This window comes from Pseudomonas sp. LBUM1660, from assembly GCF_059695935.1.
Genome location: NZ_CP166795.1, coordinates 1,689,865 through 1,711,569, shown reverse-complemented (window position 1 = coordinate 1,711,569; position 21,705 = coordinate 1,689,865). Strand labels below are relative to the sequence as shown.

Annotated in this window: 18 protein-coding genes; 3 read left to right on the top strand and 15 right to left on the bottom strand. The window is 61.0% G+C overall.

What is annotated here, in order from left to right; all coding sequences use genetic code 11:
- Positions 1–92: 92 nt before the first annotated feature.
- Entirely contained in the window at positions 93–1,475 is a 1,383-nt protein-coding gene (locus ACA068_RS08065) for a glutamine synthetase family protein (RefSeq protein WP_497308983.1), read from the bottom strand.
- Positions 1,476–1,989: 514 nt separating this feature from the next.
- Here ACA068_RS08065 and ACA068_RS08060 point away from each other — a divergent pair.
- Both ACA068_RS08060 and ACA068_RS08055 read left to right on the top strand, forming a co-directional pair.
- Positions 1,990–3,183: a cyanate transporter gene (locus ACA068_RS08060; RefSeq protein ID WP_497308981.1), complete on the top strand. Its 1,194-nt coding sequence runs from the start codon at positions 1,990–1,992 to the stop codon at positions 3,181–3,183.
- A 224-nt stretch (positions 3,184–3,407) separates the two neighbouring features.
- Entirely contained in the window at positions 3,408–4,343 is a 936-nt protein-coding gene (locus tag ACA068_RS08055; protein WP_497308979.1) for a LysR family transcriptional regulator, read from the top strand.
- Positions 4,344–4,346: 3 nt separating this feature from the next.
- Here ACA068_RS08055 and ACA068_RS08050 read toward each other — a convergent pair whose 3' ends face one another.
- The 6 genes from ACA068_RS08050 to ACA068_RS08025 form a co-directional block, all read right to left on the bottom strand.
- Complete coding sequence (locus tag ACA068_RS08050; protein ID WP_497308977.1) at positions 4,347–4,712, bottom strand: 5-carboxymethyl-2-hydroxymuconate Delta-isomerase; 366 nt, start codon at positions 4,710–4,712, stop codon at positions 4,347–4,349.
- Between the two features lie 57 nt (positions 4,713–4,769).
- Positions 4,770–5,696: a LysR substrate-binding domain-containing protein gene (locus tag ACA068_RS08045; RefSeq protein WP_497308975.1), complete on the bottom strand. Its 927-nt coding sequence runs from the start codon at positions 5,694–5,696 to the stop codon at positions 4,770–4,772.
- 72 nt (positions 5,697–5,768) lie between these two features.
- Positions 5,769–7,883 (bottom strand): DUF6311 domain-containing protein, encoded by a 2,115-nt coding sequence (locus ACA068_RS08040; protein ID WP_497308973.1) that lies wholly within the window; start codon positions 7,881–7,883, stop codon positions 5,769–5,771.
- On the bottom strand, positions 7,880–8,266 hold the full coding sequence (locus ACA068_RS08035; protein ID WP_497308971.1) for a GtrA family protein: 387 nt from the start codon (positions 8,264–8,266) through the stop codon (positions 7,880–7,882). The genes ACA068_RS08040 and ACA068_RS08035 overlap by 4 nt, the downstream gene beginning before the upstream one ends.
- Positions 8,263–8,973, bottom strand: coding sequence for a class I SAM-dependent methyltransferase (locus ACA068_RS08030; RefSeq protein ID WP_497308969.1), 711 nt, complete (start codon positions 8,971–8,973; stop codon positions 8,263–8,265). The genes ACA068_RS08035 and ACA068_RS08030 overlap by 4 nt, the downstream gene beginning before the upstream one ends.
- Positions 8,974–8,976: 3 nt before the next feature.
- Positions 8,977–9,945: a glycosyltransferase family 2 protein gene (locus ACA068_RS08025; protein WP_497308967.1), complete on the bottom strand. Its 969-nt coding sequence runs from the start codon at positions 9,943–9,945 to the stop codon at positions 8,977–8,979.
- 277 nt (positions 9,946–10,222) lie between these two features.
- Here ACA068_RS08025 and ACA068_RS08020 point away from each other — a divergent pair, with 277 nt between their 5' ends.
- Entirely contained in the window at positions 10,223–10,414 is a 192-nt protein-coding gene (locus ACA068_RS08020) for a YegP family protein (protein WP_010462174.1), read from the top strand.
- Positions 10,415–10,604: 190 nt separating this feature from the next.
- Here the strand turns inward: ACA068_RS08020 and ACA068_RS08015 are convergent, their stop codons facing one another.
- The 8 genes from ACA068_RS08015 to ACA068_RS07980 form a co-directional block, all read right to left on the bottom strand.
- Entirely contained in the window at positions 10,605–11,309 is a 705-nt protein-coding gene (locus ACA068_RS08015; RefSeq protein WP_497308965.1) for an NAD(P)H-dependent oxidoreductase, read from the bottom strand.
- A gap of 73 nt (positions 11,310–11,382) precedes the next feature.
- A complete protein-coding gene (locus tag ACA068_RS08010; RefSeq protein ID WP_497308963.1) occupies positions 11,383–12,798 on the bottom strand; it encodes an aldehyde dehydrogenase family protein in 1,416 nt (471 codons plus the stop codon).
- Positions 12,791–13,981 carry a pyridoxal phosphate-dependent aminotransferase gene (locus tag ACA068_RS08005; RefSeq protein ID WP_497308961.1) on the bottom strand — a complete coding sequence of 397 codons (1,191 nt, stop codon included), beginning with the start codon at positions 13,979–13,981 and terminating at the stop codon, positions 12,791–12,793. The genes ACA068_RS08010 and ACA068_RS08005 overlap by 8 nt, the downstream gene beginning before the upstream one ends.
- Positions 13,982–14,020: 39 nt before the next feature.
- Positions 14,021–15,628 (bottom strand): 5-guanidino-2-oxopentanoate decarboxylase, encoded by a 1,608-nt coding sequence (locus tag ACA068_RS08000; RefSeq protein WP_497308959.1) that lies wholly within the window; start codon positions 15,626–15,628, stop codon positions 14,021–14,023.
- Between the two features lie 10 nt (positions 15,629–15,638).
- Entirely contained in the window at positions 15,639–17,738 is a 2,100-nt protein-coding gene (locus tag ACA068_RS07995) for an acetate--CoA ligase family protein (RefSeq protein WP_497308957.1), read from the bottom strand.
- Positions 17,739–17,756: 18 nt separating this feature from the next.
- Positions 17,757–18,917 (bottom strand): acyl-CoA dehydrogenase family protein, encoded by a 1,161-nt coding sequence (locus ACA068_RS07990; RefSeq protein WP_010462188.1) that lies wholly within the window; start codon positions 18,915–18,917, stop codon positions 17,757–17,759.
- A gap of 53 nt (positions 18,918–18,970) precedes the next feature.
- The gene (locus ACA068_RS07985; protein WP_497308955.1) at positions 18,971–19,762 is read right to left on the bottom strand and encodes an enoyl-CoA hydratase/isomerase family protein; all 792 of its coding nucleotides are present in this window, start codon (positions 19,760–19,762) and stop codon (positions 18,971–18,973) included.
- Between the two features lie 347 nt (positions 19,763–20,109).
- Positions 20,110–21,522 carry an amino acid permease gene (locus ACA068_RS07980; protein ID WP_497308953.1) on the bottom strand — a complete coding sequence of 471 codons (1,413 nt, stop codon included), beginning with the start codon at positions 21,520–21,522 and terminating at the stop codon, positions 20,110–20,112.
- Positions 21,523–21,705 lie beyond the last annotated feature (183 nt).

Below are 21,705 nucleotides of genomic sequence, written 5' to 3'. Positions count from 1 at the left end.
ATCAATTTTTTGTGAAAAAGAAGCCAACGATTAGTTGGCTCCTGTTATGAGATCGACACTTTTAACTTATTTGAGAATGGTTCAGCTTTTGTTCAGGCCTGATGTAAATACCAACGCCAGTCCTGCTCCCCGACTTCGCCCATGAACTGCCGATACTCGGCGCGCTTCACCGCCAGGTACACGCCAAGGAATTCTCCGCCGAACGCTTCACGCGCCCAGCTCGAACCTTCCAGCGCCCGCAAGGTGGTCAGCCAATCGGTTGGCAACAATTCCGCGGCCTGAGCGTAACCATTGCCTTCCACGGGTGCACCCGGGTCGAGCTGTTCGCGAATACCGCGATGGATGCCGGCCAGAATCGCCGCTGCCGCCAGATATGGGTTGGCGTCGGCGCCGCAGATGCGGTGCTCGATGTGCCGGGAGAACGCCGGGCCGCCGGGCACGCGCAAACTCACGGTGCGGTTGTCCACCCCCCAGGTCGCTGCCAGCGGCGCATAGCTGTTGGTCTGGAATCGACGGTAGGAGTTGGCGTTCGGGCAGAACAGCAGCAACGAATCGAGCAAGGTACTGAGCATGCCGCCGACCGCGTGTTTGAGCAGTGGCGTGCCGTCCGGGGACTCGCTGGCGAACAGGTTGTTGCCGTCCTTGTCCGCCAGGCTGACGTGCATGTGCATGCCGGTGCCCGCCAGGTCATCGAACGGTTTGGCCATAAAGCAGGCGGCCATCCCGTGTTTATGCGCGACACCTTTGACCAGCCGTTTGTAGCGCACCGCTTCGTCCATCGCCTGCAGCGCGTCGGTGCGGTGTTCGAGGGTGATTTCCACCTGCCCCGGCGCGTATTCGGAAATCGCCGTGCGTGCCGGAATACCCTGCAGTTTGCAGGCACTGTAGAGATCCGCCAGAAACGGCTCGATTTGCTCCAGCTCACGCAAACCGTAGACCTGCGTCGAGCGCGGTCGTCCGCCATCGACGTCCCGCGCCGGTTGTGGCCGACCGTTGCTGTCGCGCTGCTGATCCAGCAAATAGAACTCCAGCTCCGCCGCCATCACCGGGTAATAACCGTCGGCCTGCAAGCCTTCGATCACCTTCGCCAGCAGATGCCGAGGATCGGCAATCGTCGCCGGCATGCCTTCCTTCGGGTGCATGCTGACCTGCACCGCCGCCGTCGGAATCAACCGCCACGGCATGCGCGTCAAACTGCCGCTGATCGGGTAGGCCCTGCAATCGATGTCGCCGACGTCCCAGACCAACCCGGAGTTTTCCACGTCATCGCCGTTGATGGTCAGGCCGAGAATGGTGCTGGGCAACGGCCGCCCGCTTTCGTACACCGCCAGCAGTTCATCACGATGCAGCAACTTGCCCCGAGGCACGCCGTTGTTGTCGAGGATGAACAACTCGAACATCTCGATATCCGGGTTCTGTTCGAGAAAGGTCAAAGCTTCTTGCTTCGTGGCGAAGGAGGTCGTGGCACAACTCATGGGAATTCTCTTATTTCCGCGTCAGGCAACGCGCGGGCGCTGCCGGTTTGATCCCGGCGCACAGCGCAGGACCTGTCAGAAGAATCAACGGGAAAGGCAGGAATCCGGTGGGCGCGCGTGACGGCAGTGCCAGAGCGCCCAGAAGGCTAATTCGGAGGGAAGTGCGACGGGGCAACCGTCCATAGAAATGACCGCAGAAAACAGATGAGCAGCAGCGTCACACGGGTGGTCAGGTCGTTAAATCGGGATTTGAAGAACTTTGGGTGTGGGCAGACTAAACAATCCATCTCCCAAACACCAATAGCCCCTGTGGGAGCGAGCCTGCTCGCGATTGCGCAATGTCAGCCAACACATGCATCGACTGACACTCCGCAATCGCGAGCAGGCTCGCTCCCACAGGGGAACCGTGTTGAGGCGAAGGTATTTGATTTTTAAATACCGCTACGGACTATCTGATTTGCGGCCTCCCGCCCTCGCGCGCCTAATCGGCTCCTGATTATTCAAGGTCCGATTGATGGAAAACGTTCGCGCAACTTCCCGCCCTGCCCTCTGGCTGATGGTCAGCATCCTCCTCGTCGCCCTGAACCTGCGGCCGTCGATGGCGGCTGTCGGGCCCTTGCTGTCGGCGATTCGCGGGGACATCCCGTTGAGTTTCAGCCTGGCCTCGCTGCTGACCATGTTGCCGGTCATGGCCATGGGGCTGGCGATGTTCTTCGGCTTGAGCGTCAGCCAACGCCTCGGCGAACAGCGCACGGTGGTGATTTCGCTGCTGATCATTGGCCTGGCCACGGTCACGCGGCTGTTCGTGGACTCGGCCACCGAACTGATCCTCAGCGCCATGTTGGCCGGCATTGGTATTGCGCTGATCCAGGCATTGATGCCGGCGCTGATCAAATCCCGATTCAGCGACAACGTTCCCGTCTGCATGGGGCTCTATGTGACGTCGATCATGGGCGGTGCGGCAATAGCGGCCTCGTTTGCGCCCCTGGTGATGGCCCATACCGGCAGTTGGCGCGTGGGGCTGGCAATCTGGGCCGCGCTGGCCCTGGTAGCATTGCTGTTCTGGACGGCCGGACGCCACGTGGCACCAAAGCCCGAGGAACAAGTCCCACGAAAGGCATCCTACTTCACCAATTCCCGCGCCTGGTTACTCGCCATCTTCTTCGGTTTGGGCACTGCGTCCTACACCTGTGTGCTGGCCTGGCTGGCGCCGTACTACGTGGAAAAGGGCTGGAGCGAACAAAATGCCGGTTTGCTGCTGGGCTTCTTGACGGCCATGGAAGTGGTGTCCGGGCTGGTGACCCCCGCCATCGCCAACCGCAGCCGTGACCGACGTCTGGTGCTGATGGTGTTGCTGGCGCTGATCATGGCCGGTTTCTGCGGGCTGATCCTCAGCCCGCAACACTTCAGCCTGCTCTGGCCGTGCCTGTTGGGGCTGGGCATCGGCGGCCTGTTCCCGATGAGCCTTATTGTGTCGCTGGATCACCTCGACAACCCGCAACGCGCTGGCGGGCTGACGGCTTTCGTACAGGGCATTGGCTACTTGATCGCCGGCCTCTCGCCGCTGATGGCCGGGAGCGTGCGCGATCAGTCGGGCAGCTTCGAATGGGCCTGGTGGTGCCTGATCGGTGTCATGGCGCTGATGATCCTGATGGCCCTGCGTTTCAATCCACAGTATTACGCCCAACAATTTCCTGAAGAGACCTAAGCCGCCTTCATCACCTTGCCATGCAATGCCTGCCACCGTTCGGGATAGAGGCTTCTGGCCATGTTTTGTGGGATCAGATTCAGGCGTCGTGTTCGCAACATTTTCTGTCCCACAACCGACAGCGAAACTTCTTACAGGGCATTCTCCTGGCACCATCGTTCCGTTAGGATCGTTCGCACACGTTTGCGCACAGTCAGCGCAAGGAGCACAGCGAGACAGAACGGATGCTGAACAGTAACTTGCTTAGAAAGCTCGATATGCAGGACCTCATGGTGTTTGTCGCCGTGTATGAGCAAAGCAGCGTCACCGGTGTGTCGGAGGCGCTTTGCGTCAGCCAGTCCACCGTGAGTTACTGCCTGAAGAAACTGCGCACCAGTTTTGAAGACGAGTTATTCATCAATACCCGCACGGGTATGCGCCCCACCTACAAAGCCAGCACCATGTACACCCATGTGCTGAAGATCCTCGAAAGCATCAACCTCTGCCACGCCGGCGCCCAGGCGTTCGACCCGACCTTGCAACCGGTCACGTTCAATATCTGCGCACCGGAATACTTCGAGCAGTTGATCCTGCCGCGCCTGTTGAAAAGCTTTGATTTCGCCGACCTGCCGGTGATGGTCAACATGCACAAGTTCGAAACCGACATCCCCGCCGAAGACCTGCGCGATGGCAGCCTCGACCTGGTGATTTGTTTCGGCCCCCATCTTCATCGCAGCCACAGCGACTTCAAATCCCGGTTGTTGCTGGAAGATGATCTGGTCTGCGTCTTTGACAAACGCGCCACGCCACTGGAACCACGTTTAAGCCTGAAGGCGTTTGTCGAACGCCGGCATGTGTTTCCGACGCCGTGGACGTCCACCACTAACATGGTCGATGGCTGGCTGGCGCGACAGGCGCACAAACGGCAGATTATCGCGCGCTCCAACAGCTACAGCGCGGCGCTGAAAATGATCACCGGCACCGACTTCATCCTGACGTTGCCCCGCCGTATCCAGCAATTGCTGGCCAACGAGGCGGTCTTCAATCACTGCGAAGCGCCCAACGGCTTGCCGGGTTTCACCCTGGAGATGCAGTGGAATCAAAGCGTCGATCAGGACAGCGCCCACACGTGGTTGCGCGAGCAAGTGATCAAAGCCTGCGCCGAGCAGGAAATGGCCTGAAAATCAGTGGCCGATGGCGGTCTTGGTGTAGGACTCACGGTCGATATCGAGGATCTCCACGCACAACTGGACTTCAACCCCCGTCGGCCATTCACACAGTTCCTGCACCACGGCCAGCAGGCTATCGGACAACTGCTTTTTGATCTGCGGCGGGCGACCGCTCAGCAGCGCCAGCTTCACATGCACAAACGCCCTTTCCCCCATCGCCGTGCCGACCTTGAACGTCTCGACCTTCACCGCACGGCTCTTGATATCGAACTCCGCAGCAAACTGACCGGAAGCCACCAAGGCATTATTGAGCCGAATCAACGCCACGTCGGCGTTCAGGCCGGGCAGGTTGGCGGTGTATTCCATGTGCAGGTGGGGCATGGTTTGGCTCCTGGTAGTGTGCAGAAAGGACTTACATATAACACAGCGTCGCCTGACTCATTTGGGCAGCGGCAACTCCGGGCGCTCACTCATGAACGCCTCCAGCCGCGCGCGCAACCAGCGTTCGGCCGGGTCGGTATCGACATGGCTGAGCCAGACCATGGACAAGTCCAGCGTCGGGGTTTTGAACGGAAAGGGTTCCCTGAATAGATGGCCGGACGCGGCCATCGCCTCGGCGGCGTAGTCCGGCAGGCTGGCGATCAGGTCGGTGCCGGCGAGCAAGGCCGGCAACGAACTGTACTGCGGCACCGACAGCACGACCTGACGGGTACGGCCGATTTCTGCCAGCCATTCATCGGCGTAGCCACTGACGTTGGCCGTGTGCGACACCAACACATGTGGGCGCGCGCAATATTCGTCGAGGGTCAGCGGGGTGTCCGAAGCATCGGCGCGCAAAATGTTCGGCTGGATGTGCCGCAGTAACTTGCGTTTAGCGTTGGCCGGCAGGCCGCGGGTCTGGCTGATGCCGACCGTGATATCGCCGGAGGCCAACAAGTCGGGAATGCGCCAGTAATCGACATGCTGAACCACGAACACCACCTTCGGCGCTTCCTGGCGCAAGGCGCGTAGCAGCGGCGGCAGCAGGCCGAACTCGACATCATCCGACAGCCCGATGCGAAAGGTCATGGTGCTGCTGGTCGGGTCGAAATCGTGGGTCAGGCTCAGGGCTACCGACAACGAATCCAGCGCCGGCGACAGATGCAGGATGATTTCTTCGGCCCGCGCGGTCGGTTCCATGCGATGGCCTACCCGAATGAACAGCGGATCGTTGAACATCGTCCGCTGGCGGTTGAGCGCGGCACTGATGGTCGGTTGGCCGAGAAACAGCTTCTCCGCCGCCCGCGTGACGTTGCGCTCGAGCATCAACGTTTCGAACACCACCATCAGGTTGATGTCAGCCTTGCGCAGTTCGTTGCGATTCATTCCTTGCCCCCGGGCCCCAACACAGCAGGCAGTGTAGAAAGGCACGACGGGGGCGTCTACGTGCCCCCGTCCTCAATTGACCGTCAAGGTCTTCAACCCGAGCGCGAGTTTTCGCTCGTCCTGTCCTATCCCGAATTGTTTCGGGCTGACGGCGTCGGCAAACTGCAATTGCAGACTCAACACGCCCTGACTCGATACCCTTTGTTGCATCTCGGCAGTGAGGCGCACATCGATAATGTTGCCATCGGCCTGTTCTAGTTGGGTATTCATTGCCGGCAGGCCGTTGATGCTGATGCCGACACGTTGGCGCCCATGGCCGGGAGGCAGAAACGCCGTGGTCTCCAGACGCAAGGAGTGCACGGGCGCCAGGGTCCGGAACATGACTTCAGCGTCCGGGTTTTTGGACCAGACACCCCAGGGTTCGGTCTCGGACCAGCCCTTGGCCAGCAACGCGCCGCCCTTGTTGCCGTAAGTGAACAGCGTCTTTTGTCCGGGTTCGAGGGCGGGTACCAGGTCCAGCGGATTGATTTGCGAGGTCGCCTGCAAGCAAGTGCTGCACTGCTTCCAGCCCGGAGCCAACACCGTGAAGCCGTCAATCCGGGCGAAGAGATCCGTTTGGGTATTAATGTTTCTCACAGACTGGATCAACGCACGCTCATCGAGCAGGTACAACGAGTCGGCGTCATATTTACCCGACGCCATTTCCCGGGCCGTCTGCTGCTCGGATTCAATCCAGTTGGCCGTGTCCATCCGCCCCAGGTAAACGGCATTCGTCGCCAGACCGTGGGCGCCGGCAAAATCAGCCACCGACATCCAGTGCGGGGACAGATTCTGCGGAACGATCCAGCGAACGTTCTTGTAATGGGCTGCCGCGCTTTCCCAGAACGGATCGACCATGGGCGACGCCCACTTCGACGCCGGTTCCATCATCAATTGCTTGCGCACCCCCACCCAGCCGGCGTGGGTGTCCACAATCTGTATCAGCAACGCCAGCGACAGCAGACTCAAGGCCGTGCGCGGCGTGTTGGCGCGAATGACCAGGAAAATGATGGCGAAGATGATCGCGTAGTACACCGGCCAGAACATTCGCCCCGAGGCGCGAAAGATGTTGGCAATGGAAATCACCAATGGCGGCAGCGGATAGGTGAACTCGAGCAAACCCAGCGCCACATGGTTTGAAATGGCGAACACCGTCAGCCCTATCAACGCCAGCAGCAGAAAGGGTCGCCGCCGCACCTGTTGCCCGAAACCGGTATTGCCTTGCAGTAAACCGACCACGGCACAGATGCCCAGCGTGATCAGACCAAGTCCCAGAAAAACAAACCCTTCGCCGTCACCGAACCCTTGGACACCGGGCAGATCCTTCAACACATAGGACCAGTTCCCCGAATCGAACAGTGACAGCAGGTTCATGCCGTAGATGCCAAAACCACCGGAGATCGCGCCTTCGGTGCCCACCGAAAAATACCCGGCCTGCCAACAGCAAAAGCTGACCAGAGAAAACAGTGCAAGAAATTCGATCGACGCAGAGCGCAGCGTCAGTTTCTTTCTGAAATACCCGGCCACCAGATCGGCGATCCAGATCAGTGCAACCATTGCCAGAAAGTACGCGTGGACCAAAGCGGCGGCCGCCAGTAACGCGCCCCAGGCCAGGCGTCGATGGCGCAGGTGCGGATGCAGGCTCAGGTAAAACGAGGCCAGCAGCAGAAAATGCCCGCCCAGGGACAAATGAAAGGGCATGCGCATGAGCATTGGCGGAACAAAGAGCAACAACGCCGTACTCACGGCACGCACCCCCACGTGCGACGACATCAGCCCCACTACCTTCCAGGCGAACCAGGCCTGCAAGACAAAGCAGGTCAGGAACCAGAGGCCGAAATACTGAAAAGGCGTCGGTAACAGCGCAGCGAAGGGTTTGAACAGAAATGCCAGCAGCGGGTTGGAGTCAGAAAAAATGATGCCATTGCTTAACTCCAACCCGTAGGAAGGATTGAGCCCTATGGGAAAAGTCCACGGCGACTGCCGGAAAAAAGCCCATCCCAGGTAATGCGTCGCCGGATCGCCATTGCCCAGCCACGCGATGTTTTGCGGGTTCAGCGCCCGTGGCCCGATGATGAGGAAAAAGGCCACAACACCGATCAACAGCGGCAAGAGGTTGAGCGGCAGGCGTTTAGCTAAATCCTTCATCGATACGTCCAGAAGTTATGCAATACAAAAGTGAAGGCCGGAATGGTCAGCGCCACCGCGCAGATGCCCAACAAATAATGCAGTCCGGCCATTTGCGCGACCCAGGCCACCAGCATCGCCAGCAGAAAACCGGCAGCGGAAACCATCATGAAGCGCAGCAGCGTTCGGCCGTGCAAACGGGCGGAAAAGCTCCAGGTGGTATTGATCAGGTAAGACACCACAGTCGCCACGGCGAATGCCGCGCCATTGGCCAAAGGCGGCAGAGGCAGCACGTAATGGATGAACAACACGGCCACCAGCGCATGCAGGGCCGTGACGAACAGCCCGGTCACGGCAAAGCGCAGGCCACGCTTGATCAAGGCGGATTTTTCGGCTGACGTCACGGCTTCTGCGCCAGGACAAACACCGTCAACCCGGCCAGACGATTCGCACCCATGAACGGCAGTTCGAGGCTGCACAGCGTCTTCAACAGCGTATTCACCAGCGGATGGTGCTGCTTGAGTTGCGAGCGTGGTGGCGACGGTTGTGCACCCTTAGGCAACAAACGCAGGGTGGCGGCAATCGGGAACACCAGGCCGAAGTAGTAAGCCCCTTGCTTCACGGTCAAGCCGGCCTCCCGCGCCACCTTCTCCAACTGCGGCAAGGTATAGCGGCGCTTGTGTTCCAGGAACTCATCGTGCCCGCTCCAGAGAAACTGGAACGCCGGCACCGTCATCAGGAAACGGCTGCCGGAGGGGACTTTATCGACGTAAGCCTTGAGCAACCCGACGTCGTCGTCGACATGCTCCAGCACGTCCATCAGCAGCACCAGATCGGCGTCCACCGAGTCGATGCCGCGACGGTAATGCACCGGTTTACCGGCGGTGGTGGCGTCCGAATCATCGTCGTAACTGATGTCGACGCACCAGGCTTCACGGGCCGCCGAATGCGTCAGCAAATGGTGGGAAAAGAACCCGGAGCCTGCGCCCACGTCGAGAATCCTTGTGAACGGCGTGTCGCCCAGCATTCGCGTGGTGGCCGCCGCTTTGGAGGCGTAATACCAATGCTGATCGATGCTTGAACCGAGGATGTCGGTTTCCTTGAGATCCATGGTTCAGTCCTTGGGGTCGTAGACACGCCGCACCAGATACACCGGGCGGCGTTTTGACTCGATGTACGTCCGGCCCAGGTATTCACCCAGTACGCCGATGCCGATCAATTGCAGGCCGCCCAGAAACGTGACGGCAACCATGAGCGAGGCATAACCCGGCAGATCGACACCGGAAACCAGGGTGCGCAAGATGATGAAAATGGCGAACGAGAAAGAGATCAGCGAAACGAGCAGCCCCAGATATGTCCAGATGCGCAGCGGTTCGGTGCTGAAACTGGTGATGCCTTCCAGCGCGAAATTCCACAAGCGCCAACCGTTGAACTTGCTCGCCCCGGCTACCCGCTCGAGACGTTCGTAGTTCACGTAGGTGGTGCGAAACCCGACCCAGGCAAACAGGCCTTTCATGAAGCGCCGGGACTCGGGCAGGGTTTGCAGGGCATCCACCACACAACGGTCCATCAGCCGAAAATCGCCGACGTTTTCCGGCAGGTGTTGCTCAGCAATTTTGTTGTGCAGGCGGTAGAACCAGTTGGCCGAGGTTTGCTTGGCCCAGGAGTCGGTCTTGCGACTCACACGATGGCCCAGCACCACTTCATAGCCTTCACGCCAAAGGGCGATCATCTCGAGGATGACTTCGGGCGGGTCCTGCAAATCGACATCGATCGGCACCACGACCTGGCCAGTGGCGGTCTGCAAGCCGGCGGTCAGGGCCGCTTCCTTGCCGAAATTGCGGCTCAGATCGACGATGCGCAGGCGCGAATCGGTCTGTTGACGCTCCAGCAGCAGGTCGAGCGTGGTGTCGGTGCTGCCGTCGTTGACGAACACCATTTCCAGACCGATCAGCGTTTCATCCTTGAAGACGTCAGTGATCCGCGCGATGAACAAATCAATGGTCGCCGCTTCATTGAACACCGGGATCACGAGTGAAAGCTGCACATGCCCGGTCAGTTGCGTTCCGTGCTGATGAGTCAATTGATTGCTCTTTTTTATAGTGATTTTTCTACAATCCGAGGTCGCCGACAGCTGCTCGACGCCATGAGCCGTTTCGTATTAAGCAGGACCGCGGGAGGTGATGCAAGGGCGAAACTGCGGGGGTTTTGGCCATTGGTGCCGGCCCGGTTGCGCTGGCTGAAATATTTTCAAATGCTTGGAAACAAATGCCTGATGGCCAAAAAACCCAGCTCCGCTAGGCTTGCCCCCGATGCGGCACACAGGTTGTCGCAATGACCCATCGCATGGAGCGAGCAGAATGTATTTCGAGATTTACAGGCAATCCAAAGGCACGCCGAGCACCGGAAAAGGACAATGGCGCTGGCGCTTGAGGGCGGGGAACCACGAGACGATCGCCAGTGGCGAGTCGTATGTGAACAAGGCGGATTGCCTGCATGCCATCGGGTTGATCAAAGGGGTTGAGGGTGAAACGCCGGTGAAGGAGATTTAAACCCGATCACCTCTGCCGAACCTGTTCTGGTGTTGGAACAGCTTCGGCATTTCGGGTTGAACTCACTGGCCCCATCGCGAGCAAGCCCGCTCCCACAGGAGACCTGTGAACGCCACAGATCCAATGTGGGAGCGGGCTTGCTCGCGAAGAGGCCCGAAAGAACACCTCAAGCCCCAGCCAAAAGCCCCTTTCAACCAGGCAACGGATACAACGCCTCATCAAACTGCGACAACCGCGGAAACTGCATCGGCCGGTCATCATTCAGATGCTCCAGACGCTGCTGATAACTCTGCAGGAAATCCTTGCGCGCTTCGTCACTGATGTACGGCACATGCCAGGCCACGAACGGCTCCAGCACGTCAAACCCGACATAGGCCAGCGTGCCGCGCAGGATCGGCCGCAGCATGTCTTCCAGCGGACCGTGAATCGCGCCATCACCGAACATATGCTCACGGCCGCCCAAGGTGACGGTAACCAGCGCCTTCTTGCCGCTCAATCCACCCTGATCGTAAAAACGCTTGCCGCCGTAGCAGATACCCGATACCAGCACCCGATCAATCCAGCCCTTGAGCATGGCCGGGGCCGAGAACCAGAAAATCGGGAAATTCAGGATCAGCAAGTCGGCCCACAACAGCTTGTCGAGTTCCTGCTGGATGTCCGGCGCCAGCGACTGGCTTTTCACCCCCAGTCGTTGCTCCAGTGCATACACCAGGTACTCGGGGTTCTCCCGCGAGGAAAAGTCATCGGCGCTGGCCACCGGGTTCCAGTTCATCGCGTACAGGTCGCTGACCCGGACCTCATGCCCCTGGGCCTCAAGGGTCGCCACCGCCTGGTCACGCAGGGCAGCGGTAAAGGATTTCGGCTCCGGGTGAGCGTGGACAATCAAAACTTTCATGGCAATTCCCTAAACGTTTACAGGTTTTATGGGTGGGCGATAACGGTGCGCAGATCGTCGGTGTCGTCAAAGCTCACACCTGGATCGCCTTCACTTCCACAAATTCGTTGAGCCCTTCTTCTCCCCATTCCCGGCCATTGCCCGACTGTTTGTAGCCCCCGAACGGCGCCTGATAATTGAACGCCGCGCCGTTGAGAAAGCACTGCCCGGCACGCAACTGCCGCCCAAGGTGCAAGGCGCGCTCAGTGCTGCCGGCCCAGACACCGCTGGACAAGCCGAACGGCGAATCGTTGGCGATCTGAATCGCTTGCGCTTCATCGGTGTAAGGAATCAGGCACAGCACCGGACCGAAGATTTCTTCCTGGGCGATACGCATGCGGTTATCGACATCGGCGAACAGCGTCGGGCTGACGTAGTAGCCGCGCTCGAACGCTTGCGTTGCATCGCCGCCATACACCAGCCGCGCGCCTTCCTGCTGACCGACCTGAAGGTAGTCCCGCACGGTGCGACGCTGCGCCGCCGAGCACATAGGCCCGAGGAAACTCTGCGGGTCCAGCGGATCGCCCATGCGCAGGCTTTGGGTTTCGGCAATCGCCAGTTCCACGGCCTCGGCGTAACGGTTGGCGGGCAGCAACATGCGGGTCAACGCGGTGCAGGTCTGCCCGGAGTTGATCATCACGTCCTGCACGCCGTAGCGCACGGCGGCGGCCAGGTCCGCGTCTTCGGCAATCAACAGCGCCGACTTGCCGCCCAGTTCCAGGCACACGCGCTTCACCGAAGGCGCCGCCGCTTGTGCTACGCGAACTCCGGCGCCGGTGGAGCCGGTGAACGAAACCATGTCCACGTCCGGGTGCTTGGCCAGTGCTTCACCGACCTTCGAACCCGGACCGCTGACCAGGTTGAACACCCCCGCCGGCAAGCCGATCGCTTCGATCATCTGCGCCAGCAAAAACGCGTGCAGCGGGGTTTCCTGGCTCGGCTTGACCACCACGGTGCAACCGGCGGCCAACGCCGGCGCGAGCTTGCCAATCAGTTGATGCAGCGGGTAGTTCCACGGGTTGATGAAGGCGCACACACCGACCGCCTCGCGGATGACCAGCGAATTGCCGACCTCGCGCACTTCATCCATCAAGCCGGCGAGTTCGACGTATTGCTCCAGGCCGATGATGGGCCCGTCGACCTGCACCGAGCGGCACCATTGCACCGGCATCCCCAACTCAGTGGTGATGACCGCTGCCATCTCGTCGGCCCGCGCACGTAACTGCTCGGCGAGCGCACGCAGGTAACCGGCGCGAACACTCGACGGCGTCCGCGACCATGGACCGAAGGCCCGGCGCGCCGCAGCCACCGCGTTGTTGACATCGCGCTCATCGCCCAGCGGCACCGAGCCTGCGACTTCTTCAGTGGCCGGGTTGATGACCTCGGCGATGCCCTGCCCCGACGGGGTTTGCCAGCGTCCATCGATAAACAGCGTCTTGTGGTTATGCATAGACGTGGGCTTCCATCAGTTCAGTGGCGCAACGAGTAATTCGCTGGCAGGCGTCACGCAACGGCGCCGCCCCCAGCACCAGTCCCAGGCGAATGTGCCCAGCAGCGCTCGGGCCGAACGCTTCGCCGGCCAACACCGAGACGCCGTAGCGATCAAGCAAGCGGTCGGCGAACGCCTGGGCGCTGAGCCCGGTGTCGCGGATATCGACCATCACGAACATCCCGCCATCGGGTTTCAAGGCGTGCACGCCGGGGCAATCGGCCAGGCAGTCGCAGACCAGATCGCGGCGTTGGCGATAGGCTTCGCGCATCGCCTCCAGCTCCGGCAAATGGCTTTCGAGTGCGACGACGGCGGCGTCCTGCACGAAATCCGGCAAACCGTAGAGCATGCACAGCGCGAGGTTTTCCAGGTGCTCGGCCAGGGCGGGCGGCGCGATCGACCAGCCGATGCGCCAGCCGGTCATGGCATGGGATTTCGACAAACTGTTAAGCGTCGCGGTGCGCTCGGCCATGCCCGGCAAACTCGCCGGGCTGATGTGTTCGCCGTCGAACAGCAACTCGCTGTAGACCTCATCGGAAATCAGCCACAGGTCGTGGGTGATGCACAGCTGCGCCAGCGCCTGCCACGTACCGCGGGACAAACTGGCACCCGACGGGTTATGCGGACTGTTGAGTGCGAGCGCCCGAGTGCGCGGGGTGATGCGTGCGGCGACGTCTTCAGGCAACACCCGAAAGCCGTTTTCAGAACGCACCGGCACCGGAATCACCACTGCGCCACAGGCACCGAACACCGCTTCATAGGTGACGTACATCGGTTCGGCGACGATCACCTCGTCCCCCGGATTCAGTACGCACTGAGCCACGCAGAACAACGCGCATTGTGCACCGGCGAGCACGGTGACCTGCTCCGCCGAGACCTGCTGGCCACTGCGTTTGGCGTAATGCAGGGCGATGCTTTCACGCAGTGCGCGTTTGCCACGCACGTCGGCGTAGTGGGTGTTGCCGGACAACAGGCTGTCGATGGCTGCCTGCACAATCAGCACCGGGGTGTCGAAATCCGGGTCGCCGACTGACAGCAGCAGGATGTCTTCGCCCTGCTCTTGCAGCGCCAAAGCGCGGTAATGAATGCCCCAGGCGGCAGCGCCGTCACCAGCGATGCGTTGAGTCAGATCGGAAAAGCGCATGGCCCCATCCCCTAAAAAAAAGCCTTTAAAAAAATGGAGTCACTGCGCGCACGCATGCTTGAGTTCGATCAGGGTCACGCCGTTGCGCTTGAAACCGTGGCGCAAGTCGGTTTGCAACTCGGCCAAGCTTTGCGGCTCGGTCACCGTGCAACCGAACGCGCGGCCAAGGGCGGCAAAGTCCGGGTTGCGCGGCAGCACGCCAATCGGCTCGATATCCAGCCCGATCATGTCGTCGCGAATCTGCCCCAGCGCATCGTTGTTCCAGAGCAACACCACCAGCGGGCTGTCCAGTTCTTCGACGGCGGTGGCCAGTTCTTGCGCGGTGTAGAGAAAACCGCCGTCGCCAACCAGCACCAGCCCCGGCCGCTGCGGCGCGCCGAACTTGGCGCCAATGCCCGCCGGCAAGCCATAACCCAGCGTGCCGTAGCCGGTCGGATGCAACCAGCTGCGTGGCGCCAGGCTGTTGAAGGCGTAGTTGCCGGTGTAGGCCAGTTGGGTCATGTCGGTGCTGATGAAGGCATCGTCCGGCAGCTCCGCAGCGATACGTTCGAGAATCGCTTGATGGATCGACTGCAATGGACCGTGGCTGTTTTGCACCGCCTCACGCAGTGCTGCGACGGACGCGATCGCTGCACTGGCATCGCGGTTGGCGGGAGACAGACGTTCCAGCAACGCGGCGAGGGTGTGTTGCGCATCGCCTTGCAGCGCCACCGCGCACGGGTAGAAATCGTTGAACTTGCGCGAGTCGATGTCCACGCGCAGCAGTTCGGCATTCAGCGGCAGACGCTCGCGCCAGAAATCGGTGTCGGCCATTTCGGTGCCGACGGCCAGCACCACGTCCGCCTCGGCGATCAACTGCCAGCCGGGTTCCACACACAGGGTCGAGCCGGCGTTGAGCGGTGCATCCGGCGGCAACAGGCCTTTGCCGGCAACGCTGGTGAACAGTGGCGCGGCGAGTCGGGTGCTGATGGCTTGCAGTTCTTGCTGCGCATTCAGCGCACCGCCACCGGCAATGATCATCGGACGTTCGGCGCTTTGCAGTTTGGCGACGGCTTCATCCAACGCAGTCGTTGAAGCGGCGCCACGGCTTGGACGACGCACCACGTCATTGCTCCAGTCGCGGCTGACTTTTGCCGACAACACGTCCAGCGGCACGGAGATGTGCACCGGGCGCGGGCGTTCACTGTCAAACACCGCATAGGCACGAGCGATCAACTCGGGCAGGTCTTCGGCGCTGAGCGCCACCGCCGAGAACGCGGTGATCGGCGCGGTGATTGCGCGCTGGTCCTGGGTTTCGTGCAGGCAACCCCAACCTTTGCCGAGACTGGCGGTGTGGTTGACGCTGGAAATCACCAGCATCGGAATCGAGTCGGCATAGGCCTGGCCGATGCCAGTCGCGGCATTGGTCACGCCGGGCCCGGTGATGATGAAACACACGCCCGGTTTGCCGCTGACCCGCGCGTAGCCGTCGGCCATGAAACTGGCGCCTTGCTCGTGGCGCGTCAGCACATGGCGAATGCCGCTGCCGGGCAGGCCACGGTACAACTCCAGCGTGTGTACGCCGGGGATTCCGAACACGGTGTCGACGCCGTAGTTGGCCAGCAGACGTACCAGGGCCTGGCCGCCGGTCAATGTTGTGCTTTGCATGTTTACTTCCTCACTCGTGGCCGAGGCGAATCAACGCATCGACCGCAGTCGTGCCATCGGCACCGACCAACAATGGGTTCACATCGAGTTCCAGCAATTGCCCGGTGTTCTCGCAGGCGTAGTCGGCCACCGCACGAATCGCCGCCACCAGCGCGTCCAGATCCGCCGCTTCGCGACCGCGAAAACCTTGCAGCAACGCCGCGCTGCGCAGGCTCAACAACGCTTGGCGAATCGCGCCATTGGTGGTCGGCAGCAACAGGCTGCGACTGTCCTTGAGCAACTCCACCAGAATCCCGCCCGCGCCGATGACCAAGGCCAGGCCGAAGTCGTTTTCGCGTTTGATGCCGACGATCAATTCGGCCAACGGCGGTTTGGCCATCGGTTCCAGCAGCACCTGATCGAATGGCACCTGCGGCGCGTAATCGGCAATGCTCGCGCGCATTTTTTCCAGTGCTGCGCTCAGGGCGGCGGCATCCTTGAGGTTCAACGCCACGGCGCCGGCTTCGGTTTTGTGCGGCAGTTGGGCACTGACCGCTTTCAATACCAACGGATAACCCAGCGCGTTGGCGTCGCTCAACGCCTTGTCCGGGGTGCTCAACACGCCGTTGGGCGTCTGCAGGCCGAAGGCGCGCAACGCTTTTTTGGAATCCCATTCATTGAGCAAGCGACCTTCGCCTTCCAGCGCCTGCGGGCAGTGCGGCACCAGCGCCGACTCACCGAGCGCCAGCAACGCCTGACGGTTGCGTTGATAGCCCGCGATTCGGCCCCACGCCGCCAGCCCGTCTTCCACCCCTTGCAACGCCGCCACGCCTTGGGCGTGCAGACGTTCGCGAGCGTGGGGCGGCAGCAATTCCGGGAACGCCGAGGTGACAAAACCGGTCTTGCCGTGGCGGATCAGGGCAGCGCAGAACAGCTCCAGCAGAAGGTCGCATTCCTTACGCTCGCCGGTAAATTCCGCCGGGAAATCGAGCACCAGCATCGCCGCATCGGCTTCGGTGCGCAGGGCGCTGTCGAGCATGCGGTTCAAGGCTTCGCCGTCGCCCCAGATCGCCGTGGTGAAATCCAGCGGATTGACCAGGTTGGCGTAGGTTGGCAGCACCTGCGCCAGTTCTCCGATCTGGCCTTCATCGAGTTTGGGCAGATTCAAGTCGTTGCGCTCGGCGTAGTCGGCAATCAGCCCGGCGTCGCCTCCCGAACAGGCCAGCGCAATCAGGCTGTTGCCCGCCGGCAACTTGCCGCACGCCGCCGCTTTCAGGGTTTCGACAAAACTCACCGGGCCACTGACGCGGATCACGCCGAGGCGCTCAAACAGACTGTCGTACAGCGCATCGGAACCGGATAGCGAGCTGGTGTGACTGAGCGCCAGTTCGGCACCGATCTGCGACACGCCGGTTTTCAGGGCGATGATCGGAATGCCCTTCTCCAGTGCCTTGTGCGCGGCGCGGGCGAAACCCGGGACGTTTTTCAGGCCTTCGAGGTGCAAGCCGATGGCTGTGACGCGCGGCTCATCGAGCAACACGTCCATCAATTCAGCGACGCCCAGTTGCGCCTGATTGCCGACCGACGCCATGTAGGCGATGGGCAGCGAGCGGTCGCTCATGGACACGTTGTAGGCAAAGTTGCCGCTTTGGGTCAGGACGGCGACGCCCTTCTCCACCGGTTTGCCGCCATGCGCCACCGGCCACAGCGCGGAGCTGTGCAGGTAGTCGAGCAGGCCGTAGCAGTTGGGGCCGAGCAAGGCCATGTTGCCGGCGGCTTTCAGCAATTGTTGCTGCAAGGCCTGGCCATCGGCACCGGTTTCGGCGAACCCGGAGGCGTAGCAGATCGCCCCGCCTGCGCCCTTGTCGGCCAGTTCGGCAACGCAGGTCAGGGTCAGCTCACGGTTGGTCGCGATGAACACCGCGTCCGGGCCGCACGGCAGTTCGGCAATGCTGCGCACACACGGCACGCCTTCAAGGCTGTCGTGCTGCGGATTGACCAGCCACATCTCGCCAAGGTAACCGCCGTCGGCGCAGCGCTTGAGCGCGCGGGCCATGCTGCGGCCACCGATAAACGCCAGGTGGCGCGGTGCGAGCAAGCGTTTGAGGTTGTCACGAATCGTTTGCGACATAGCAATTCTCCGGGCCGGTCAGCGCAACAGTGGCCGCAGCAATTCGCGGGAAATGATGTGGCGCTGGATCTCCGAGGTGCCTTCCCAGACGCGCTCGATCCGCGCGTTGCGCCAGATGCGTTCCACCGGGCATTCGTCCATCAGGCCCATGCCGCCAAAGATCTGCACCGCCTCATCGGCGACCTTGCCGAGCACTTCACTGGCGAACAGCTTGGCCATGCCGGCCTCGCCGTCGGTCATGGTGCCCTGGTCCATTTTCCAGGCGGTGTGCAAGGTCAGCAGCTCGGCGGCGCGGATCTGCGTGACCATGTCGGCGAGCTTGAACGAGATGCCCTGATAGGTGCCGATCGGCTGGCCGAATTGCTTGCGGTCCGCGGCCCATTGCAGCGAAACATCGAGCGCGCGTTGCGCCTGGCCGACGCAGTTGGCGGCGACCATCACCCGCCCGGCGGTGAGCCAGGCGTTGGCCACGTCCCAACCCTTGCCGACTTCGCCCAACACTTTGTTGGCGGGGACGCGGCAGTCGTCGAAGAACATTTCAAAGGTGTGGTAACCGCGGTTGCTCACGCACTTGGGACCACGGCGAATGGTCATGCCCGGCGTGTCGCGGTCGACCAGGAACGAGGTCACGGCGTTGCGCTGTTTGCCGTTGTGTTCGTAGGTGTCGGTGACGGCGAAAACGATGGCGAAATCGGCGTGGCCGGCGTGGCTGATGAAGTGCTTGCTGCCATTGAGAATGAAGTCATCGCCATCGCGCACGGCGCGGGTCTTGATCGCGTTGGCGTCAGAACCGGCACCCGGCTCGGTCAGCGCGAAGCAATCGATCTTCTCGCCCTGGATGCACGGCAGCAGGTAGTCGTTTATCTGCTCGCCGGTGCAGGCCATGAGGATTTTCGAAGGCCGCGCGACGAACACATGCAGCGCCCATGAAACCTTGGACAGTTCACGCTCGATCAGCGCCTGGGACAAGTAATCGAGGCCGCCACCGCCCACTTCTTCCGGCATGTTGAAGGCATAGAAACCCGCCGCAATCGCCTTGCCACGGATCTGTGCCGCCAGCTCCGGGGAGACTTCGTCGGCGCGGTCGACCGCTTCCTCATGAGGCAGCAGTTCCTTGGCGACAAAGCTGCGTACCGCGTCCACCAACATGTCTTGTTCTTGGGTCAGTTGGAAATTCATGGGGCTACCTGTTGTTCATGTGCTGAGTAGGTGTACGAGGCCAGTCATCGGGCCTATTGGCCGCTGAAGTGTGCCGGGCGTTTTTCGATGGCGGCGCGCAAGGCTTCGGCGCCGTCTTTGCTGCGACCGCAAAGCAGGCCGGCGGCGAGCTCGGCTTGCAGTTGCTCCGGCAGGCTGCGCTGGGCGCCTTCGCGCATGAGTTTTTTGGTCTGGGCGAAAGCGAACGTCGGACCGTTGGCCAGGCGCGTGGCCAATTCAGTGGTCACGTCGTGCAGTTGATCATCGGCGCAGACTTCGCCGACGAGACCGGCGGCCAGGGCACGGTCGGCGCCCCACAACTCGTCGAGGAACAACAGGCGCTTGGCTTGCTCGGTGCCGATCAGGCGCGGCAGATGCCAACTGGCACCGGCATCCGGCGAGTAGGCCATGCTGGTGTAGCCAGCCTTGAAGCGCGCCGATTGCGCGGCGATGCGCAGATCGCAACACAGCGTCAGGTCCATCCCGGCGCCGACGGCCGTGCCGTTGATGGCGGCGATGGTCGGTTTTTCCAGGCTGTACAAACGGCTCATCAGTGCGTGGGCGGTTTCGGTCCAGCCGTAGCTTTCGAGGGCGCCACGGGCTTCGGCTTCGGCCCACTCGGCGAGGTCCGCGCCGGAGCAGAAACTGCGGCCGCTACCGGTCAGCACCACGACTCGAACGGCGGGATCGGCGTTGTACTCGTCGAGCAAGGCGTGCAGGTTTTTCAGGGTCGGAATGTCCAGCGCATTGCGCTGAGCGGGGCGATCGAGGGTGATCCAGGCCACGCCTGCTTTTACCTGGCAGAGCAGAGAAATGTGAGTAGTCATGCGAATCCTCGAATTATTGTGTTTGGCGTGAGGTGATGCGACTTGAGGCCATACTAAACGAGTGTTCAGTAAGACGGCAATTGGCAAGAAAATAAGCTGTAACAACGCCATTCACTTAATAAGTAGTTGATTTTATTGAATTAATTAGTGGCTACCGACCTTTCGCCGACCGTGCTGTTACAACTTTGAACAAATGCGTGCCGCATCGCCGATTTACAGCCCGCCGCAAACAACTGTGGGAGTGAGCCTGCTCGCGATGACGGAATCCGGTTCAACATCTCTGTTGACCGATCCACCGTCATCGCGAGCAGGCTCGCTCCCACATGGTTTTGTCTTGGTGTGTGCGGTTACGCCGTCGGCAAGCTCGGTGCCAGCGCCGCATGGCGCTTGCGTTGAGTCAGGAAATACGCGGCGTAGCACACCGCGATAAACCCGAAGCCCCAATACAGCGAAGGACGTTGCGTCTCATCCAATGCCAGGAACACGAACAGCGAACAGCACAACGCGATGCACGTCAGCGGCAACAGCGGAAACCACGGCGCGCGGTATTTCAGGTCGCTGAGCTTGCCGCCATCGCGCAGGTAAGCCTTGCGGAATTTGTACTGCGCCAGTGCGATCACGATCCAGGTCACCGTGCCCGACATACCGCTCACCGCCATCAGCACCATGAACAGCGTGTCGGCCGCGACGAAACTGGTCATCAACGACACCAGCGCGAAGCACAAGGTGATGCTCAGCGCCCGCAACGGCACGCCGCGCTTGCTCAACGGCGACAGGCTTTTCGGCGCCATGCCGGTCTTGGACATCGCCCACAGAATGCGCGTCGAGGCATACAGGCCCGAGTTGCCCACCGACAAAATCGCCGTAAGAATCACAAAGTTCATCAAGTCAGCCGCATAAGGAATGCCGACCATGTCGAACACCTGCACGAACGGACTTTCCATCAACCCGGCCTGCTGCCACGGCACGATCGCCGACAGCACCACGATCGCCAGCACATAGAAAATCAACACGCGAAACACCACGTTGCGCACGGCGCGCGGGATGCTTTTTTCCGGCTGGTCGGTTTCGCCAGCGGCCACGCCCATGATCTCGCAGCCCTGGAAGGCATAGACCACAGCCATCATCACTGCGAACACCGCCGACAAACCGTTGGGGAACAGCGAGTCGCCGATCAGGTTGGTCATCATCGGTGCCGGGGCGCCGCTGGACAGCGGGATGGCGCCGAAAATCACCAGCACGCCGACCACGATAAAGCCGAGAATCGCCGCGACCTTGATCCCGGAGAACCAGTATTCCGCTTCACCAAAAGCGCGTGTCGCCAACGCATTCAGGCCGAACAGTACCACCACGAACAGCGCCGACCAGTACCAGATTGGAATGGTTGGAAACCAGCGTTCCATCAGCATGCCTGCCGCCGTGAACTCCAGGCCCACAGTGGTCGCCCAACTCATCCAGTACACCCAGCCGATCATAAACCCGGTGGCCGGCCCGATGTATTGGGTCGCGTGGGTTTGAAAAGAGCCGGAAACCGGCATGTGCACGGACAGTTCGCCCAGGCACACCATCACCAGGTACATCAGGAAACCGGCGACCAGGTAGGCCAGAATCGCCCCCACCGGCCCGCCCTGATTGATCGTCAAGCCAGAGCCCATAAACAGCCCGGTGCCAATCACGCCGCCCAGGGACAACATGAAAATGTGCCGGCTCTTCAGGGCGCGGGTCAGATGGATGCCTTTGCGTTCGGTAGCTTCGCTCATATCGGCACCTCAATAATCAGCAAGGTGCGCGTGGCGCAAGGATGGATGAGCTTTACGGCAGTTCATTATTATTATCTCCAATAAGCTTCGAATACCGCGCTGGGGCGGTTGTCTCGATTATTGGAAGACCATGTAAGCTCGCGTTGACCTTAAAGCTCGAAGTTGTGAAAAGTCGTAACAAAC

What these genes read in the sequence shown, in the direction of transcription:
- ACA068_RS08065 (WP_497308983.1), bottom strand. Translation starts at nt 1,475, where the DNA reads ATGAGTTGTGCCACGACCTCCTTCGCCACGAAGCAAGAAGCTTTGACC.
- ACA068_RS08060 (WP_497308981.1), top strand. Translation starts at nt 1,990, where the DNA reads ATGGAAAACGTTCGCGCAACTTCCCGCCCTGCCCTCTGGCTGATGGTC.
- ACA068_RS08055 (WP_497308979.1), top strand. Translation starts at nt 3,408, where the DNA reads ATGCTGAACAGTAACTTGCTTAGAAAGCTCGATATGCAGGACCTCATG.
- ACA068_RS08050 (WP_497308977.1), bottom strand. Translation starts at nt 4,712, where the DNA reads ATGCCCCACCTGCACATGGAATACACCGCCAACCTGCCCGGCCTGAAC.
- ACA068_RS08045 (WP_497308975.1), bottom strand. Translation starts at nt 5,696, where the DNA reads ATGAATCGCAACGAACTGCGCAAGGCTGACATCAACCTGATGGTGGTG.
- ACA068_RS08040 (WP_497308973.1), bottom strand. Translation starts at nt 7,883, where the DNA reads ATGAAGGATTTAGCTAAACGCCTGCCGCTCAACCTCTTGCCGCTGTTG.
- ACA068_RS08030 (WP_497308969.1), bottom strand. Translation starts at nt 8,973, where the DNA reads ATGGATCTCAAGGAAACCGACATCCTCGGTTCAAGCATCGATCAGCAT.
- ACA068_RS08020 (WP_010462174.1), top strand. Translation starts at nt 10,223, where the DNA reads ATGTATTTCGAGATTTACAGGCAATCCAAAGGCACGCCGAGCACCGGA.
- ACA068_RS08015 (WP_497308965.1), bottom strand. Translation starts at nt 11,309, where the DNA reads ATGAAAGTTTTGATTGTCCACGCTCACCCGGAGCCGAAATCCTTTACC.
- ACA068_RS08010 (WP_497308963.1), bottom strand. Translation starts at nt 12,798, where the DNA reads ATGCATAACCACAAGACGCTGTTTATCGATGGACGCTGGCAAACCCCG.
- ACA068_RS08005 (WP_497308961.1), bottom strand. Translation starts at nt 13,981, where the DNA reads ATGCGCTTTTCCGATCTGACTCAACGCATCGCTGGTGACGGCGCTGCC.
- ACA068_RS08000 (WP_497308959.1), bottom strand. Translation starts at nt 15,628, where the DNA reads ATGCAAAGCACAACATTGACCGGCGGCCAGGCCCTGGTACGTCTGCTG.
- ACA068_RS07995 (WP_497308957.1), bottom strand. Translation starts at nt 17,738, where the DNA reads ATGTCGCAAACGATTCGTGACAACCTCAAACGCTTGCTCGCACCGCGC.
- ACA068_RS07990 (WP_010462188.1), bottom strand. Translation starts at nt 18,917, where the DNA reads ATGAATTTCCAACTGACCCAAGAACAAGACATGTTGGTGGACGCGGTA.
- ACA068_RS07985 (WP_497308955.1), bottom strand. Translation starts at nt 19,762, where the DNA reads ATGACTACTCACATTTCTCTGCTCTGCCAGGTAAAAGCAGGCGTGGCC.
- ACA068_RS07980 (WP_497308953.1), bottom strand. Translation starts at nt 21,522, where the DNA reads ATGAGCGAAGCTACCGAACGCAAAGGCATCCATCTGACCCGCGCCCTG.